This is a genomic window from Pantoea dispersa (assembly GCF_019890955.1).
Classification (GTDB): Bacteria; Pseudomonadota; Gammaproteobacteria; order Enterobacterales; family Enterobacteriaceae; genus Pantoea; species Pantoea dispersa.
Genome location: NZ_CP082346.1, coordinates 393,203 through 410,105, shown reverse-complemented (window position 1 = coordinate 410,105; position 16,903 = coordinate 393,203). Strand labels below are relative to the sequence as shown.

Genomic DNA, 16,903 nt, shown 5'->3' with positions numbered 1-16,903 from the left:
AGCCTGCGAAACAGGGTTGAGCAAGGTGCGTCAGCGCTGACGCACCTGGCCGCTGGCGGGTGAAGAGGCCATCAGGCTTCGCTGGCCTTCTTCTTCACTGCGCGCTTCGCCTTGGTTGCGGCGGCGATTTTACGGGTTTTTTCGGAGACTTTTTTGCTTTTTTTCTCGCTTTTATTCGCCGCAGCCGGCTGCTTCTCACCGCGGAAAGCGGCGTCCGGCTCAAAGTTGCCCTTGCGACCCGCATCGCGACGCCGCTTCGCCGGTGGCTTGCCGCCACGCTTCTCACGCTCGCGCGCGGTTTTCCCTTCACCGCGCGGTACGCGTTTGCTGGAGATCAGCGCGAAATCGATCTTGCGCTCATCCATGTGCACCGCGTCAACGCGCACTTCCACCGCATCACCCAGACGGTAAGTGCGACCGCCGGATTCACCAATCAGACGCTGACCCACCGGATCGAAGCGATAGTAATCATTGTCCAGCGTGGAGACGTGCACCAGGCCATCAATGAACAGATCGTTGAGGCGAACAAAGAAGCCAAAGCCGGTCACGCTGGAGATCACGCCGTTGAATACGTTACCCACCTGATCCTGCATAAAGTCGCACTTCAGCCAGTCGGCCACATCGCGCGTCGCTTCATCGGCACGGCGTTCGGTCATCGAACAGTGCTGACCCAGCTGCAGCATCTGCTGCATATCGTAGTGATAACCACCAGTTGGCGTGGTGTTGCCTTTTACCGTGCCCTGCTCTTTGGCCAGCAGATACTTAATGGCACGGTGCAGCAGCAGATCCGGATAGCGACGGATCGGCGAGGTAAAGTGCGCATACGACGCCAGCGCCAGGCCAAAGTGACCGCGGTTTTCCGGATCGTACACCGCCTGCTTCATCGAACGCAGCAGCATGGTTTGCAGCATTTCAGCATCCGGACGGTCGGCAATCTGCGTCAGCAGATCGGCATAATCGATCGGCTGCGGTTTCGACCCACCCGGCAGGCTGAGACCCAGCTCGCCCAGCACGGTACGGAAGCTGGTGATGCTGTCTTCGCTCGGGCGATCGTGATCGCGGAACAGCGCCGGCTCCTGATGTTTCTCAACGAAACGCGCGGAGGCGATGTTGGCCAGAATCATGCACTCTTCAATCAGCTTGTGCGCATCGTTACGTACGGTGCGCTCCACGCGCTCAATGCGACGCTCAGCGTTGAAGATGAATTTGGCTTCGTCGGTTTCAAACGAGATGCCACCGCGCTGTTCACGGGCGGTTTCCAGCACCTCATACATGCGGTGCAGCTCTTCGAGGTGCTTCACCTGCGCCGCATACTGTTCACGCAGCTCCGGGTTGCCCTGCAGAATGCTCCACACTTTGTTGTAGGTCAGACGCGCATGTGAGTTCATCACCGCTTCGTAATGTTTGAAGCCGGTGAGTTTACCGCTGGCCGAGATGGTCATCTCGCACACCATGCACAGGCGATCCACCTGCGGATTGAGCGAGCACAGGCCGTTCGAGAGGATCTCCGGCAGCATCGGTATCACCTGCGACGGGAAGTAGACCGAGGTGCCGCGCTGCTGCGCTTCGTTATCCAGCGCGGTGCCGGGACGCACGTAATAGCTGACGTCGGCAATCGCCACCCACAGGCGCCAGCCGCCGCCGCGTTTTTTCTCGCAGTAAACGGCGTCATCGAAGTCACGCGCGTCTTCACCGTCGATGGTCACCAGCGGCAGTTCACGCAGGTCGACGCGGCCTTTTTTCGCCGATTCCGGTACCTGCTCTTTCAGTCTGGAAATCTCTTTCTCGACTTCTTCCGGCCATGAGTGGGGAATTTCATGGGTGCGCAGCGCCATATCCACGGCCAGACCGGTGCCCATGTTGTCGCCGAGAATTTCAGTAATTTTGCCAATGGCTTTGCTGCGGCGCGTCGCGCGCTGCACGATCTCCACCACAACCACCGATCCCATGCGCGCATTTAGCGTCTCTTCCGCCGGGATCAGAATGTCAAAACTCAGACGGCTGTCGTCCGGTACCACGAAGCCGGTGCCGGCATCGGTGAAGTAGCGGCCAACAATCTGGCTGTTGCGCGGTTCCAGCACGCGAACCACGCGCGCTTCACGCCGCCCTTTGCGGTCGGAGCCGCCCGGCTGGGCGAGGATGACATCACCGTGCAGGCAGAACTTCATCTGCTCAGCCGAGAGGTAGAAGTCATCTTTCTGACCATCAACGCGCAGGAAGCCGTAGCCATCGCGATGGCCAATCACTTTGCCGCGCAGTAAATCCAGACGCTCCGGCAGGGCGTAGCACTGGCGACGGGTGAACACCAGCTGGCCGTCACGCTCCATGGCGCGCAGGCGGCGACGCAGCGCTTCAAGCTGATCTTCGCTGGTGATGTTTAACTCTTCGGCGATCTCTTCGCGACTCGCCGGCTTTTCACGCTTTTCTAATAGCGCGAGGATAAATTCCCGACTGGGAATAGGATTTTCGTACTTTTCAGCTTCTCTATCCTGAAAGGGATCTTTTGACATTACGGTTCCTCCGATGTCATTTATGTGGAATTGCCACCGGCGGTTCGGACAATAAGATGTGGTAAAGCGAATCGTTGTTTTGCACCAGGTCGGCGAGCGTATATTTATCCAGTTCCTGCAGGAACAGCTGGACCGCATTATTCAGCGCGCTACGCAGGCGACAGGCGGGATTTATCGCACACTCTTTACAGTTTACCAGCTGCAAAGGCTCCATTTTTCTCACGACATCGCCAATGACGATTTTTTCCGGGTCCATGCCTAAACGAATTCCGCCGTTTTTACCGCGTGTCGCGGCAACAAAGCCGGCCCGGCTCAGTTGATTGATGATTTTAACCATATGGTTACGCGATACCCCGTAGGTATCGGTGACTTCGGTAATGTTGGTCTGCTGACCTTGCGGCAATGTCGCCATGTAAATCAGGGCGCGCAGACCGAAATCGGTAAAACTTGTTAGCTGCACATGTACCTCAGTGAATCATCGATATTGTTGTTATAACGCCCGTGAGCGCTTCGATTAACATTGATGATAAACCAGTGTGGAAAACCCGGAGCGCTTTTTTCCTGCAACTCCCGAAACCAGCAGGAAAAAATGAAGTGAGCGGAGTCAAAGAGCAGATAAACGAAGGCCGGACAGTGTCCGGCCTGCAAAACGTGATTAAGCGTCGAACGGATCGCGCAGAATCATGGTCTCACTACGGTCGGGACCGGTTGAAATAATATCAATCGGCACGCCAGTCACTTCTTCAACACGTTTGATGTAATCACGTGCTGCCTGCGGCAGGCCTTCCAGTGTTTTAACACCAAAGGTGTTTTCACTCCAGCCCGGCAGAGTTTCATAAATCGGCTCGATGCCTTCCCAGCCTTCAGCGGCCAGCGGCGTGGTGGTCATCTCGCGGCCATCCGGCATACGGTAACCGACGCAGATTTTCACCTCTTTCAGGCCATCCAGCACGTCCAGTTTGGTCATGCAGAAGCCGGACAGGGAGTTGATCTGCACCGCACGGCGCACTGCAACCGCATCCAGCCAGCCGGTACGACGACGACGGCCGGTGGTGGCACCAAACTCGTTACCTTTCTCACACAGGAACTCGCCGGTTTCATCAAACAGTTCGGTCGGGAATGGACCGGCACCAACGCGGGTCGAGTAAGCTTTGACGATGCCCAGCACGTAATCCACGTAGCGTGGACCGATACCTGAACCGGTCGCCACGCCACCAGCAGTGGTGTTGGACGACGTCACGTACGGATATGTACCGTGGTCGATATCCAGCAGCGTACCCTGTGCGCCTTCGAACATGATCAGGTCGCCACGCTTACGCGCGCCGTCCAGCAGTTCAGACACGTCGACGACCATGCCGGTCAGGATGTCGGCCACCGCCAGTACATCGCTCAGCACTTTATCGTAGTCTACTGCATCTTCTTTGTAGTAGTTCACCAGCTGGAAGTTGTAGAAATCAACGATCTCTTTCAGCTTCACGGCGAAGGTTTCTTTGTTGAACAGGTCGCTGACGCGCAGACCGCGACGGGCAACTTTATCTTCATAGGCTGGGCCGATACCACGACCGGTGGTACCGATAGCTTTGGCACCGCGCGCTTTTTCACGCGCCAGGTCCATCGCCACATGGTATTGCAGAATCAGCGGACAAGCTTCAGAGATCAGCAGACGTTCACGTACCGGCACACCGCGCGCTTCCAGACCGTTCATCTCTTTCATCAGGGCTTCAGGTGACAGCACAACACCATTACCAATGATGCTGGTGACGTTTTCACGCAGGATGCCAGAGGGAATTAAGTGGAGGACGGTTTTCTCACCGTTGATGACAAGTGTATGGCCTGCATTGTGGCCACCCTGGTAACGCACAACATATTTCGCGCGTTCAGTCAGAAGGTCTACGATCTTACCTTTACCTTCATCACCCCATTGGGTGCCCAGTACGACGACGTTCTTACCCATTTTCTAAAATCACCGATTGCTTAAAAATGGATTCTACCATCGGATTTTCACTCTTTCAGCACTTTTAGCATACGATTGCGCTGTTTTTTGCCTGAGTTTTGATCACTACAACATGTTGGGGGCAATGCTCTGCAGCAGACACAATTTAGCCGTGCGGCAGCGCGCAGATTTTTGCTCAGCCATTCGCGTGCGTGCTCAGCATGGCGTAAATCACCACGCCCGCCACCACCAGCCCGCCGCCAAAACGGTGCAGTATACGGTCCGGTAACTGCGTCATCGCCAGAATCATGCGACGCCACAGGCGCGGCAGCAGCATCGGTCCTAATCCCTCCAGCACCAGCACCAAAGCCAGCGCCATCCAGACGGTTGTGTTCATTCTGTTTTCCCAAAAAAAAAGGCCGACATCAGTGTCGGCCTCAAGGTTATAACAGTTATTAACGCGAGACGTTAGTTGGCGCCTTCATATAGCGGAAGAAATCGCTATCCGGGCTCAGCACCATCACGTCCTGATTGTCCGCGAAGCTGTTCTCATAGGCACGCAGGCTGCGGATAAAGGCGTAGAAATCAGGATCCTGGCTGAAGGCGTCGGCGAACAGCTTGGCCGCTTCACCATCCCCTTCACCGCGGCTGATCAGCGCCTGACGCTGCGCTTCTGCCAGCGTACGGGTTACCTGATAATCGGCCTGGGCGCGCAGTTTTTCTGCCTCTTCCTGACCCTGTGAACGCTGGCTACGTGCTACTGCTTCACGCTCGGCGCGCATACGGTTGTAGATCGCGTCCGACACTTCGGTCGGCAGGTTGATCTGCTTGATGCGCACGTCGACCACCTGAATACCCAGCGCCGCCATACTGTTCGGGTTTGGCGCCGGCTCATTGCTGTTGGTCTCGCGCTCAACGCGGGCAGCCGCGCTGGCAATCGCATCGTCAGCGGCTGGCGTCTGCACTTCGTCGTCATTGCCGGCACTGCCGGTGTTCAGCGCATCGCGCACGTCGGTGGTCAGACGGCCACGCGAGTCGGTGACGATGTCTTTCACATCAAGACGGCCCATTTCTGAACGCAGACGGTCGCTGAACTTACGTTTCAGCAGCACTTCCGCCTGAGATACATCGCCACCGCCGGTCGCGAGGTAGTAACGGCTGAAATCGCTGATGCGCCACTTGATGTAAGAATCCACAATCAGGTCTTTCTTCTCTTTGGTGACGAAACGATCGGCCTGGTTATCCATGGTCTGGATGCGCGCATCCAGCGACTTCACGGTTTCGATAAACGGAATCTTGAAGTGCAGGCCCGGTGCGTACACCTGCGGCTTGTTCTCATCATCACGCAGCACTTTACCAAAGCGCAGCACGATACCGCGCTGGCCTTCCTGCACCACGAACAGTGAGGCGTACAGCACCACCAGAACAACAATAATTACGGCGATGATTGGCTTACGCATCGATTACTCCCTCCCTTCGCGCTGGGTATCGTTACGCAGCGCATTGGCGCGACGCTGATCCATGATGCTGTCCGGACTGTAGGATGAAGTGTCGCCGCGGCCGGCATTGCTGCCCGGTGACGACGGTAACTTCATCAGATTGGCATTGTTCTGACCGCTCTGGCCGCCTGCCTGGCCGCCACGCATCAGCTGATCCAGCGGCAGCACCATCAGGCTATTGCCACGGTCGTTAACCAGCACTTTGCGGGTATGGCTGAGCACGCGCTCCATGCTTTCAATGTAGAGACGTTCTTTGGTGATCTGCGGTGCGGCTTTGTACTCCGGCAGCAGACGCGCGAACCGCGCCACTTCACCCTGCGCTTCCAGCACGGTACGCTCTTTGTAGGCTCGCGCCTCTTCAAGAATACGCTGCGCCTGGCCGTTAGCACGCGGCTGCACTTCGTTGGCGTACGCTTCAGCTTCACGCACGTACTGCTCGCGGTTTTCGCGGGCGGCAATCGCATCGTCAAACGCGGCTTTGACCTCTTCCGGTGGACGCGCCGCCTGGAAGTTGACGTCAAGCAGCGTAATACCCATGTTGTAAGGACGAATGGTTTCGTCGATTTCACGCTGGGTATCGCTACGCACGACGGTACGGCCTTCGGTGAGGATACGGTCCATGGTCGAGCGGCCAATCACGCCGCGCAGCGCGCTGTCAGTGGCCTGACGCAGGCTGTCATCGGCACTGGTGACCGCATACAGGTAGCGCTCCGGATCGGTCACGCGGTACTGCACGTTCATCTCCACGCGCACCACGTTCTCGTCCGAAGTCAGCATCACGCCAGACGCTGCCAGCTCACGCACCGCTTCGACGTTGACGGCCCGCACCTGATCGATAAAGGTCGGTTTCCAGTTGAGGCCAGGCTCAACCAGATGGCTGAATTTGCCGAAACGCGTCACGACCCCGCGCTCCGCTTCTTTGATGGTGTAGAAACCACTGGCTGCCCAGATGACCACTGCCGCCACGGCGACAATGCCAACCAGTTTGCCACCGCTGCCGCCGCTGCGCTGGCCGTTATCGCTCTGTTTGCCACCGCCCAGTCCGCCGAGTTTTTTACTCAGCTTACGGAAGATATCATCCAGATCAGGAGGTCCCTGATCGCGACCTCCTTTATTTCCCCCAGAGTTGCCGCCTTGGTTATTGCTGCTTCCCCACGGGTCGCGGTCCTGTCCGTTATTTCCGGGCTGATTCCACGCCATGTCTCTACTCCATTTATTGTATATAAGTTTACCCTGCCACGTGCCGGGCACGTCTTGGGGTAAATGAGTTGGGCAACGGTCAAACAATATAACTGGCGAGCTGCGGTTCCTGCTTGCACAAGCGGCGCCAGTCAACAATCGGCATTCGCACCTGCAAACCTACGCAGCCATCTTCTTCATTCCACTCTTTTTCAATCGCCTGCAGCTGATAGAAGCGGCTGCGCAGGCGGCCCGCTTCCGGCGGCAGACGTAAATCATACTGCGCCACTTCACCGGCTAAGCGCTCGGACAGCGCCTGCCACAGCAGCGGCAAACCGGCACCGCTCTGCGCCGACAGCCACACGCGCGTCGGCCGGTTCTCTTCGTCGCGATCGATACGCGGCTCAAAGCCATCCAGCATATCGATCTTGTTCATCACCAGCAGCACCGGAATCTCATCGGCTTCAATCTCTGCCAGCACTTCATTTACGGCGTCGATGTTGTCATTGACGCGCAAATCCGCGGCGTCAATCACGTGCAGCAGCAGCGACGCCTGACGGGTTTCCTGCAGGGTGGCTTTAAACGCCGCCACTAAGTCATGCGGCAGGTGACGGATAAAGCCTACCGTATCCGCCAGCACCACTTCGCCGACATCGGCCACATTCAGGCGGCGCAGCGTCGGGTCCAGCGTGGCGAACAGCTGGTCGGCAGCATACACGTTGGCTGAAGTGATGGCGTTGAACAGGGTGGATTTGCCGGCGTTGGTGTAGCCCACCAGGGAGACGGTCGGCACATCGGCTTTCGCACGCGCCTGACGTCCCTGCTCACGCTGTTTTTCCACGCGTTCAAGGCGGGACAGAATCTGGCTGATGCGGCCGCGCAGTAAGCGACGGTCGGTTTCCAGCTGGGTTTCACCCGGTCCACGCAGGCCGATACCGCCTTTCTGCCGCTCAAGGTGAGTCCATCCGCGCACCAGACGGGTGGCAAGATGGCGTAACTGTGCCAGCTCGACCTGCAATTTCCCTTCATGGGTGCGGGCGCGCTGGGCAAAAATATCGAGAATTAAGCCGGTGCGATCGATTACGCGACATTCGCACAGCCGCTCAAGATTACGTTCCTGAGCAGGGGATAAGGCATGATCGAATAAAACGACCGATGCTCCACTCGCTTTCACCGCATCGGCAATTTCAACTGCCTTTCCTTCACCGACAAAATATTTGGGATGTGGCGCTTTACGGCTGCCGGTAATCACTTGCAGCGCATCGACGCCCGCAGAAGAGACAAGAGTTTCAAACTCCTGCAAATCTTCCAGCTCTTTGTCTTGGGAGAACCAGATGTGTACCAGTACGGCCTGCTCACCGGCATCATAACGGTCAAACAAGCTATAACCTCGCTAAAATAAAATAACCAGGACGGGAAAACGCACTCGCTCCCCAGCCCTGGCTTTACGGCCGTGCAGAATTACTCTGCGTTATCGCCGTCTTGTTGTGGCTGCGACTGAGCGCCCTGGTTGCTTCCGCCATGGTGGTAGTTACTGCCACCGCTGCCGCCCGCGTTGTTGCTATGGTGCGAAACCGGACGAGAAGGAACCACTGTAGAGATGGCGTGCTTATACACCATCTGGCTTACCGTGTTTTTCAACAGAATGACGAACTGATCAAAGGATTCAATTTGTCCCTGCAGCTTAATACCATTCACCAAATAGATCGAAACCGGTACACGTTCACGACGCAATGCGTTCAAAAACGGGTCTTGTAATGATTGCCCCTTAGCCATTCTATCTTTTCCTTATATGCTTGTTGTTTGTTACTTTGTGAACCGTGGTTCAGAAAAACTGCGTAAAAATTTGCGCACGATAACGGACCAATTGTACACAATCATCCCTGCTACGCACTAACAACCTGAAGCACCGCATTACGCGCTAATTCTGGCGCGTCACTGTCTAACCAGTGGACGTCGGGCCAGCCACGTAACCAGGTCATCTGGCGTTTAGCGAGCTGCCGGGTGGCGCAAATTCCCCGATAAACCATTTCGTCGTAATCGATTTCGCCAGACAGATAAGACCACATCTGACGGTAACCAACACAGCGAATGGAAGGCATGTCCGTATGCAAATCACCTCGTGCAAACAGTGCCCGAGCCTCCGCTTCAAAACCTGACGCTAACATCTGGTCGTAACGCAACGCGATGCGCTGGTGTAACAGTTCGCGGCTCGCCGGAGCGATAGCAAACTGGTACACATCGTAGGGTAGCGCTTCACCGGCCGTTTTTGTCAGTTCCGTTAAAGTTTTACCCGAAATAAAAAAAACTTCCAGTGCTCGCGAAAGTCTCTGCGGATCATTCGGATGAATACGACTACCGGCGACCGGATCGATTTCACACAGCTGGCGGTGCAGGGCTTCCCAGCCTTTTTCCGCCGCCATTTGCTCTATTCGCTGACGCACTTCCGGATCGGCCGAGGGCAGCGGCGACAATCCTTCCAGCAACGCTTTGAAGTAAAGCATGGTTCCACCAACAAGCAGCGGAATCTTACCTTTTTGGGTAATCTCCGCCATTTCTGCCAGCGCATCGCGACGAAACTCAGCAGCGGAATAGCTCTCCGCCGGGTCGCGAATGTCCAGCAAGCGATGGGGTGCCTGCGCCAACTCCTGTGCCGACGGTTTCGCCGTGCCAATATCCATCCCGCGATAGATTAAGGCAGAGTCAACGCTAATAAGTTCCACCGGAAGTTGCTGACGCAGCGCAATGGCTAATGCCGTCTTACCGGAGGCGGTCGGCCCCATCAAAAAAATTGCCTTTGGCCGGCTAGCCTGGTTCAGTTCACTCATGCTTCAACGCGTTTAGCGCGCTCTCAATCTCAAGGGTCTGTAACAGACCTGAAGGCGGCGATTTCAGCAGATGCGGACAGAGCCGTTCGAGCTCTGCCAGCAGCGTGATCGCCTGCGAGTGATTCCAGTGAGGTTCTGCCGCATCGTCGCGTCGCGCCAGCCACTGGGCCAGTGCGGAAGCAGAAACCTCTTGCTGCCGGGCGAGATAGCCTAACAGGTCTGGAATCAAGATTTGTAAATTTTGTGTTCGTAACGGTAAAGGGACAGCGCGCAGCGTCACATGCTGTCCTTCCCGTTGTAAATCAATGCCCATCTGGCTTAACAGCGCCGCCTGGGCATCAATCACGCTTAACTCTTCGTGAGCGATTTTCAGCCGTACCGGGATCAGCAGCGGCTGCGGTTTGAGCCCCTCATCGCCGGGTTGCAGCTGGGCCTGTTTGAGCCAGCGCGCCGCCACGCTTAATGACAGCAGCTGCAACATCTCCCCGCGCTCCAGCAGCGCATAGCGCTCGCGTACCACGCTGAGCACTCGGCCAAAACTTTGCGTGTGGGCGGCCAGCGGCGCTTCACGCGCGGGTGCCGGGCGCGGCGCGGGCGCGGGTTCAGCGGCCGGTGTACGTGGCGTCTCCGCCGCCGGTGTTTTTATCAGCTGCTGATAAACTGCCCCTTCACGCGCGCGATAGCCCGGCTCTTTCGGCTGCCACTGGCCGCCCGTGCCGCCGGATGCCGCGCTGCCACCGCTGCCCGCGCCGGTTGCCGGCTGGGCAAAGTGATTCGCCCCGGCGGCCTGGCGGTTCTCTGGCTGCCACTGCGGCGGCAGATCTTCGGCATGGGGCAGCGGCAATTCGGCGCTGCGACTGGCCTGCAGCACGCTCATCACGCCCTGCCAGATAAAGTCATGCACCAGACGCGACTGATGAAAACGCACCTCATGCTTGGCGGGATGCACGTTGACATCCACCTGGTGCGGGTCAATCTCCAGATACAGCACGTAGGCTGGCTGCTGATCTTCACCGAGCTGGGTTTGATAGGCCTGGCGGATGGCGTGATTAATCAGCTTGTCGCGCATCATGCGGCCGTTAACGTAGCAGTATTGCAGGTCGGTAACCTGACGCGACCCCGCCGGATCGGCCACCCAGCCGCGCAGCGCCAGATCGTCGTGCTGCCAGTCAATGCGCAGCGCGTGCTGCATGAAAGGCGTCCCGCAGATGGCGCCCAGACGCCGCTCGCGCTGCGCCTCCTGCGTCACGCCGCGATACTGACGCACCAGCTTGCCGTTGTGCGTCAGCGAAATGGCAACGTCGAAACGCGCCAGCGCAATGCGGCGAATCACCTCATCAATATGGGTGAACTCGGTCTTTTCGGTGCGCATGAATTTACGGCGGGCAGGCGTGTTGTAGAACAGATCGAGCACTTCCAGCGAGGTTCCCACCGGGTGGGCGGCGGGTTTGACCGTCACCGCCATATCGCGCCCTTCGGCATAGGCCTGCCAGGCTTCCTGCTGATCGGCGGTGCGCGACGTCAGCGTCAGGCGCGACACCGAGCTGATACTTGCCAGCGCTTCGCCGCGAAAACCGAGGCTGACAATCGCCTCCAGGTCATCCAGCGAGGCGATCTTGCTGGTGGCGTGGCGGGCCAGCGCCATCGCCAGTTCATCTCTGGCAATGCCGCAGCCGTTGTCGCGGATGCGGATCAGCTTTGCACCGCCCTTCTCAATATCGACCTCAATGCGCGTCGCTCCGGCATCAAGGCTGTTTTCCACCAGCTCTTTTACGACCGAGGCCGGGCGCTCAACCACTTCGCCAGCGGCAATCTGGTTCGCCAGCTGAGGCGGTAAAATCTGTATTGGCATGGTGGTGATCCTTATCAGGTATGGGCTGCGCGCAGCCCCTCATCAGGATTGTGGAATCTTTAAATTTTGCCCCAGCATCACGTTGCTCGACTTCATGTTATTCGCCTGCATGATGGCTTTCGGGCTGACGCCGTACTTCGCGGCAATCGCCGTCAGCGAATCACCGCGCACCACTTTGTGCCGCGCCGGACGGCTGGCCGCACTGCTGACGCCGGAACCGGCCGGCACTTTCAGCCGCTGGCCGACCCAAACCACATCGCGCTTCAGGTTATTCAGCTCGCGCAGCGTCGCCATGCTGACCCCGTATCGCGCGGCAATGCCGGACAGCGTCTCGCCGCGCGTCACGGTATGGCGCTGGGTAGCACCGGTGTATTGCACGGTGCCGGTGGCCGGGTTGCTGGCGACGCTAACCGCTGGTGCGCGATCCAGCGGCCGGTTTTCCTCCTTTGGGACCGATTGCAGTGGATGCGCGAGGAAATAGTTACGCAGTCCTTTGTAAATCGACTGGGCAATCTTTTCCTGATACGCGCTGCTGCCTAGCAGCCGCTCCTCCCCGGCGTTACTGATAAAGCCGGTTTCAACCAGTAAAGAAGGGATGTCCGGCGAACGCAGCACGCCGAGGCTGGCATGTTCCGGCAGACGCTTGTGCAACGGCGTTACGCCGCGCAGCTGCTGCAGCACTTTGACCGCCACGTCATAGCCGACGCGCTGTGAATGGCCAAACTGCAGATCCAGCACCGCCTGGCTCAGGTAGGGATCGGCCTGGCTGTTCGCCAGCAGATCGCCCGCACCGCCCAGCAGCTCAGACTGTTTCTCTTTCTGCTCCAGCCAGTTAGCCATTTCGCTGTTGGCGCGACGGTTGGACAGCACCCAAACCGAAGCCCCGGTGGCAGAGTGATTCGGTGCGGCGTCGGCGTGAATCGATACCAGCAGGTTAGCGTTCTCTTTACGCGCCACCTCGGAACGGCCCATCACCGAAATAAAGTAGTCGCCGTTACGCGTCAGCACCGGTTTAAACATCGGGTCCTGATCCATCAGCGCTTTGAGCTTCCGCGCGATGGCGATGGTGACATTCTTTTCATGTAAGCCGTGCTGGCCCGACGCGCCAGGATCCTGACCGCCGTGTCCGGCATCAATCGCCACGATCACCGCATCATTACGGCTGACAGCACCGCCCGGACGCACCGTGGTGTTGCTGCTGGTCACCGCCGTCACCGGATTGGCGTTGAACGGATTACCCTGGCTGGTCGTAGCGCTGTCGCTCTGGCGCGCACGCGTCACCGGTGCCGCCGCGGTGCTGCGTCTGGCCGGCTGGGTGCCGCTGATGGTGAAGACCACGCGGTACTGATTGCCGTCGCGCTGCGTACTGGCGCGCGTTTTTGCCGCCTGAGTCAGCTCAAACACCAGCCGGATGCTCTGCTTATCCTTCGGCTGGCTATTACGAATCCGTTTAACGATGTTTTCGCCGCTAAAGTTGAGCGGCAGCCCCTGAATATTGCCGCTCTGGCGAATATCCAGCACCACCCGGTTCGGGTTGTGTAGCGGAAAGAAGCCATACACCGGCTGGCCGTTGAAGCTCAGGGTCACCGTCGCCTGGCTGTCGCCGTTATCGACTTTGATATCCGATAGTGTCGCGGCCAGCGCCGACGAGGAGAACAGACACAGCAGGGCGAGCATCATCCCGGTAACGCGTGACATCATGCCGGTTCCCTGCCCTGCTGAAACTGCTGCAGCAACGTGTTGCCGAGCGGCGAATGCGCGCTGATTTCCGCTGCGCGCGCGCTGGCGACGTAGCTTAGTGTCAGAGCCAGATCTGGCTCTGGCAGGACACCCGCGCCCTGCTGCGGCCACTCAACCAGGCACAGCGCGTCGCCGCTGAAGTAGTCACGGATGCCCATAAACTCCAGCTCTTCCGGGTCGGCGAGGCGATAGAGATCGAAATGGTACAGGCTGCGGTCGCCCAGCTGATAGGGCTCAACCAGCGTATAGGTTGGACTTTTAACGTTGCCCTGATGGCCAAGCGCCTGCAAAAAGCCGCGGCTGAAGGTGGTTTTACCGGCACCCAGATCGCCATACAGATAGATCACCACCGCGCTGCTGCAAACGCGGGCCAGTTGCGCACCCAGATTCAGGGTTGCCGCCTCATCGGGCAAAGGAATAACACAGGTCTTCATGCTTTATTGTTGGATCATCTCTGGATTAACAAACTGCCACAGCAGTGCGAACAAATCAGTGGCTAACATGCCGCGCGTTCCGCGCTGTCGCGCTACCGCATCCGCCGCGGCACCGTGCGCGACACAGCCCGCACAGGCGGCGTCAAACAGGGTGGCCTGCTGGCCCAGCAGGGCGGCGATCATACCGCTCAGCACATCGCCCATACCGCCGGACGCCATGCCTGCATTGCCGACATCCGCAATCGCCATGTCGCCCGTCGCGCTGGCAATTACCGTACCGGCACCTTTCAGCACCACCACGCCGCCGTAGCGGTTTGCCAGGGTCTGCGCGGCGTGTAAGCGGTCACTCTCAATCTCAGCGGTTTTCACCCCGAGCAGGCGTGCGGCCTCGCCGGGATGCGGCGTAATGATGCGATTCTGACGGTTATCTGCATTGATTGCCAGCAGGTTAAGCGCATCAGCATCCCAAAGCATCGGCTTTTCACTCAGTGCCACCTTTTTCAGTGCCTTCTGAGCCCATTCACGCTGACCAAGACCGGGGCCGATGGCGATGACATCCGCCCACGCCAGCGCGTCGTCCAGCCGCGCGTCGCTCAGGGCATCCGCCATCAGCTCCGGTCGTGCGCTGAGAATCGGACCAATATTATCTTCATGCGTTAACACCCGCACAAGCCCGGCACCGCTGCGCAGCGCCGCTTCGCCGGTCATGCGGATCGCGCCGGCCGTGCCGCTGTCGCCACCGACCACCAGCAAACGGCCGTGATCGCCCTTATGCGAGGTGGCTTTGCGCGGCTTCAGCCAGCGCGGTAAATCCGCTGCAGCGTAGCGATGAATCGGCGCCGGCTCGCCAGCCAGAAACGCGTCCAGTCCAAGCGTCGCGCAATGCAGCACGCCGACGTGGTCACGCGCTTTGCCGGTGAGCTGACCGGGCTTCAGCGCAATCATACTTAACGTACAGTCCGCCACGACCGCCGCCCCCGGCGTGGTGCCGGTCGCCGCCACCAGCCCGGAAGGGATATCGACGGCAAACACCGGCGCGGCGTGCGCGTTGACCTGTTCGATCAGCGACTGGTAAGGCGCGGCAGGCGCGCGATTCAGCCCGGTGCCCAGCAGCGCATCAACAATCACGTCGATGTGTTCCGGCCAGGCAGCGTCGGCGGCATGAATCACGCCGCCCGCCGCCAGCCAGCCGTCGCGCGCCTGCTGTGCTTCTTCCGGCAGCGGACGTTCGCTGTCACAGGCCAGCAGCGTCACGCTTAGCCCGGCGGCCAACGCCAGCCGCGCCACCACGTAGCCATCGCCGCCGTTATTACCGTGGCCGCATAAAATCAGCCAGTGCTGCGCCTGCGGCCACTGCTGGCGAATCCGTTCATAACTGGCCTGCCCGGCGCGCTGCATCAGTTCATACAGCGTCAGGCCCAGGCTATCGGCGGCGTCGCACTCCAGTTGCGGCATGGCCTGCGCAGGCCAGACAGAGTGTGGTAAACTGCGTGCGTTTGCTTCAATTGCCTGGTCTCTCATGTCATACCCTCTCGATCTTCAACAGCTCGCTCAACAGATTAAACAGTGGGGGCGCGAACTCGGCTTTCAGCAGATCGGTATTTGCGATACCGACCTGAGCGCCGAAGAGCCGAAACTGCAGCAGTGGCTGGAGAAACAGTATCACGGCGAGATGGACTGGATGGCGCGTCACGGCATGATGCGCGCCCGTCCGCATGAACTGCTGCCCGGCACGCTGCGCGTGATCAGCGTACGCATGAACTATCTTCCGGCCAAAGCCGCGTTTGCCAGCACGCTAAAAAACCCGCAGCTGGGTTATGTCAGCCGCTACGCACTGGGCCGCGATTACCACAAAGTATTGCGCAATCGACTGAAAAAGCTCGGAGAAAAAATCCAGGCCCACTGCGGCGAACTCAATTTTCGTCCGTTTGTCGACTCCGCGCCAATTCTGGAGCGGCCGATTGCCGTCAAAGCCGGACTTGGCTGGACCGGCAAACATTCGCTGGTGCTGAATCGCGAAGCCGGTTCGTGGTTTTTCCTCGGCGAACTGCTGATTGATCTACCGCTGCCGGTGGATGAGCCGCAGCAAGAGCAGTGCGGCCGCTGCGTCGCCTGCATGACCATCTGCCCGACCGGCGCCATCGTCGAACCTTATGTCGTCGATGCGCGCCGCTGCATCTCCTATCTCACCATTGAACTGGAAGGCGCCATTCCCGAAGCGCTGCGCCCGCTGATCGGCAACCGCATTTACGGCTGTGACGACTGCCAGCTGATCTGCCCGTGGAATCGCTATGGTCAGCTGACCGACGAAGAGGATTTTTCGCCGCGCGCGGTGCTGCACGCGCCGCAGCTGGTCGAACTGTTCGGCTGGGATGAAGCCCGTTTTCTGCGCGTCACGGAAGGCTCTGCCATTCGCCGCATCGGCCATCTGCGCTGGCTGCGTAACGTAGCGGTGGCGCTGGGTAATGCGCCCTGGGCACCCGGGAATCTCACGGCATTAGAACAGCGGCGCGGTGAACATCCGCTGCTGGATGAGCACATTGACTGGGCGATAGCGCAGCAGCGGCAAAAGCGCGCGGCGCAGGCGGTAGAGGTGCAATCAGCACAGCAGCAGCGGCTGGTGCGCGCCGTCGAGAAAGGGTTACCGCGTGATGCATGATTGAGCAATCGCGCAGGATATTATGCTTTTCCACATGCTGTGAATAAAATTATTTCCCCGAATAGTGACGTGGATCGTTATTTCGTCTAAAAGGGGCATTCACAGTCTGAAATATCATTTACCTAATAAAAAACATAGAGTTAGATAATTACTGTAAACATTTACGTCGGGTTTTGCGCGCAGGGGCTTGTCCAGAGCTTGTGGATAACTCTGTTCAAAACGGTTTTGCAGATAGGGTAAAACGCCGTCAGCACGTTGCGGGCGCATTG

Annotated in this window: 14 protein-coding genes; 1 reads left to right on the top strand and 13 read right to left on the bottom strand. The window is 58.6% G+C overall.

Annotated features, from left to right (window positions below; all coding sequences use genetic code 11):
• Positions 1 to 71: 71 nt before the first annotated feature.
• The 13 genes from rnr to nnr form a co-directional block, all read right to left on the bottom strand.
• Positions 72 to 2,510, bottom strand: coding sequence for a ribonuclease R (gene rnr / locus K7H94_RS01970; protein WP_021509757.1), 2,439 nt, complete (start codon positions 2,508 to 2,510; stop codon positions 72 to 74).
• A gap of 16 nt (positions 2,511 to 2,526) precedes the next feature.
• Positions 2,527 to 2,970: a nitric oxide-sensing transcriptional repressor NsrR gene (gene nsrR, locus K7H94_RS01965; RefSeq protein ID WP_021509758.1), complete on the bottom strand. Its 444-nt coding sequence runs from the start codon at positions 2,968 to 2,970 to the stop codon at positions 2,527 to 2,529.
• 195 nt (positions 2,971 to 3,165) lie between these two features.
• On the bottom strand, positions 3,166 to 4,464 hold the full coding sequence (locus K7H94_RS01960) for an adenylosuccinate synthase (protein WP_058759868.1): 1,299 nt from the start codon (positions 4,462 to 4,464) through the stop codon (positions 3,166 to 3,168).
• A 175-nt stretch (positions 4,465 to 4,639) separates the two neighbouring features.
• Positions 4,640 to 4,840 (bottom strand): DUF2065 domain-containing protein, encoded by a 201-nt coding sequence (locus tag K7H94_RS01955; protein WP_031280157.1) that lies wholly within the window; start codon positions 4,838 to 4,840, stop codon positions 4,640 to 4,642.
• Positions 4,841 to 4,898: 58 nt separating this feature from the next.
• Positions 4,899 to 5,903, bottom strand: coding sequence for a protease modulator HflC (gene hflC, locus K7H94_RS01950; RefSeq protein WP_021509761.1), 1,005 nt, complete (start codon positions 5,901 to 5,903; stop codon positions 4,899 to 4,901).
• A gap of 3 nt (positions 5,904 to 5,906) precedes the next feature.
• Entirely contained in the window at positions 5,907 to 7,142 is a 1,236-nt protein-coding gene (hflK, locus tag K7H94_RS01945) for an FtsH protease activity modulator HflK (protein WP_021509762.1), read from the bottom strand.
• 79 nt (positions 7,143 to 7,221) lie between these two features.
• Complete coding sequence (gene hflX / locus K7H94_RS01940) at positions 7,222 to 8,502, bottom strand: ribosome rescue GTPase HflX (protein ID WP_021509763.1); 1,281 nt, start codon at positions 8,500 to 8,502, stop codon at positions 7,222 to 7,224.
• A gap of 80 nt (positions 8,503 to 8,582) precedes the next feature.
• A complete protein-coding gene (gene hfq / locus K7H94_RS01935) occupies positions 8,583 to 8,897 on the bottom strand; it encodes an RNA chaperone Hfq (RefSeq protein WP_010618006.1) in 315 nt (104 codons plus the stop codon).
• A 110-nt stretch (positions 8,898 to 9,007) separates the two neighbouring features.
• Positions 9,008 to 9,949 (bottom strand): tRNA (adenosine(37)-N6)-dimethylallyltransferase MiaA, encoded by a 942-nt coding sequence (gene miaA / locus K7H94_RS01930; RefSeq protein WP_031280158.1) that lies wholly within the window; start codon positions 9,947 to 9,949, stop codon positions 9,008 to 9,010.
• Positions 9,942 to 11,801, bottom strand: a complete 1,860-nt coding sequence (mutL, locus tag K7H94_RS01925; protein ID WP_222951562.1) for a DNA mismatch repair endonuclease MutL — start codon at positions 11,799 to 11,801, stop codon at positions 9,942 to 9,944. Before mutL ends, miaA begins: the two co-directional genes overlap by 8 nt.
• Before the next feature lie 42 nt (positions 11,802 to 11,843).
• On the bottom strand, positions 11,844 to 13,499 hold the full coding sequence (gene amiB, locus K7H94_RS01920; RefSeq protein WP_371824683.1) for an N-acetylmuramoyl-L-alanine amidase AmiB: 1,656 nt from the start codon (positions 13,497 to 13,499) through the stop codon (positions 11,844 to 11,846).
• On the bottom strand, positions 13,499 to 13,975 hold the full coding sequence (gene tsaE / locus K7H94_RS01915; protein ID WP_058771343.1) for a tRNA (adenosine(37)-N6)-threonylcarbamoyltransferase complex ATPase subunit type 1 TsaE: 477 nt from the start codon (positions 13,973 to 13,975) through the stop codon (positions 13,499 to 13,501). The genes amiB and tsaE overlap by 1 nt, the downstream gene beginning before the upstream one ends.
• A gap of 3 nt (positions 13,976 to 13,978) precedes the next feature.
• Entirely contained in the window at positions 13,979 to 15,496 is a 1,518-nt protein-coding gene (gene nnr / locus K7H94_RS01910) for a bifunctional ADP-dependent NAD(P)H-hydrate dehydratase/NAD(P)H-hydrate epimerase (RefSeq protein ID WP_222951561.1), read from the bottom strand.
• On the opposite strand from nnr, the gene queG reads away from it, so the two are divergent.
• Positions 15,495 to 16,634: a tRNA epoxyqueuosine(34) reductase QueG gene (gene queG, locus K7H94_RS01905; RefSeq protein WP_215800598.1), complete on the top strand. Its 1,140-nt coding sequence runs from the start codon at positions 15,495 to 15,497 to the stop codon at positions 16,632 to 16,634. The genes nnr and queG overlap by 2 nt on opposite strands.
• Positions 16,635 to 16,903 lie beyond the last annotated feature (269 nt).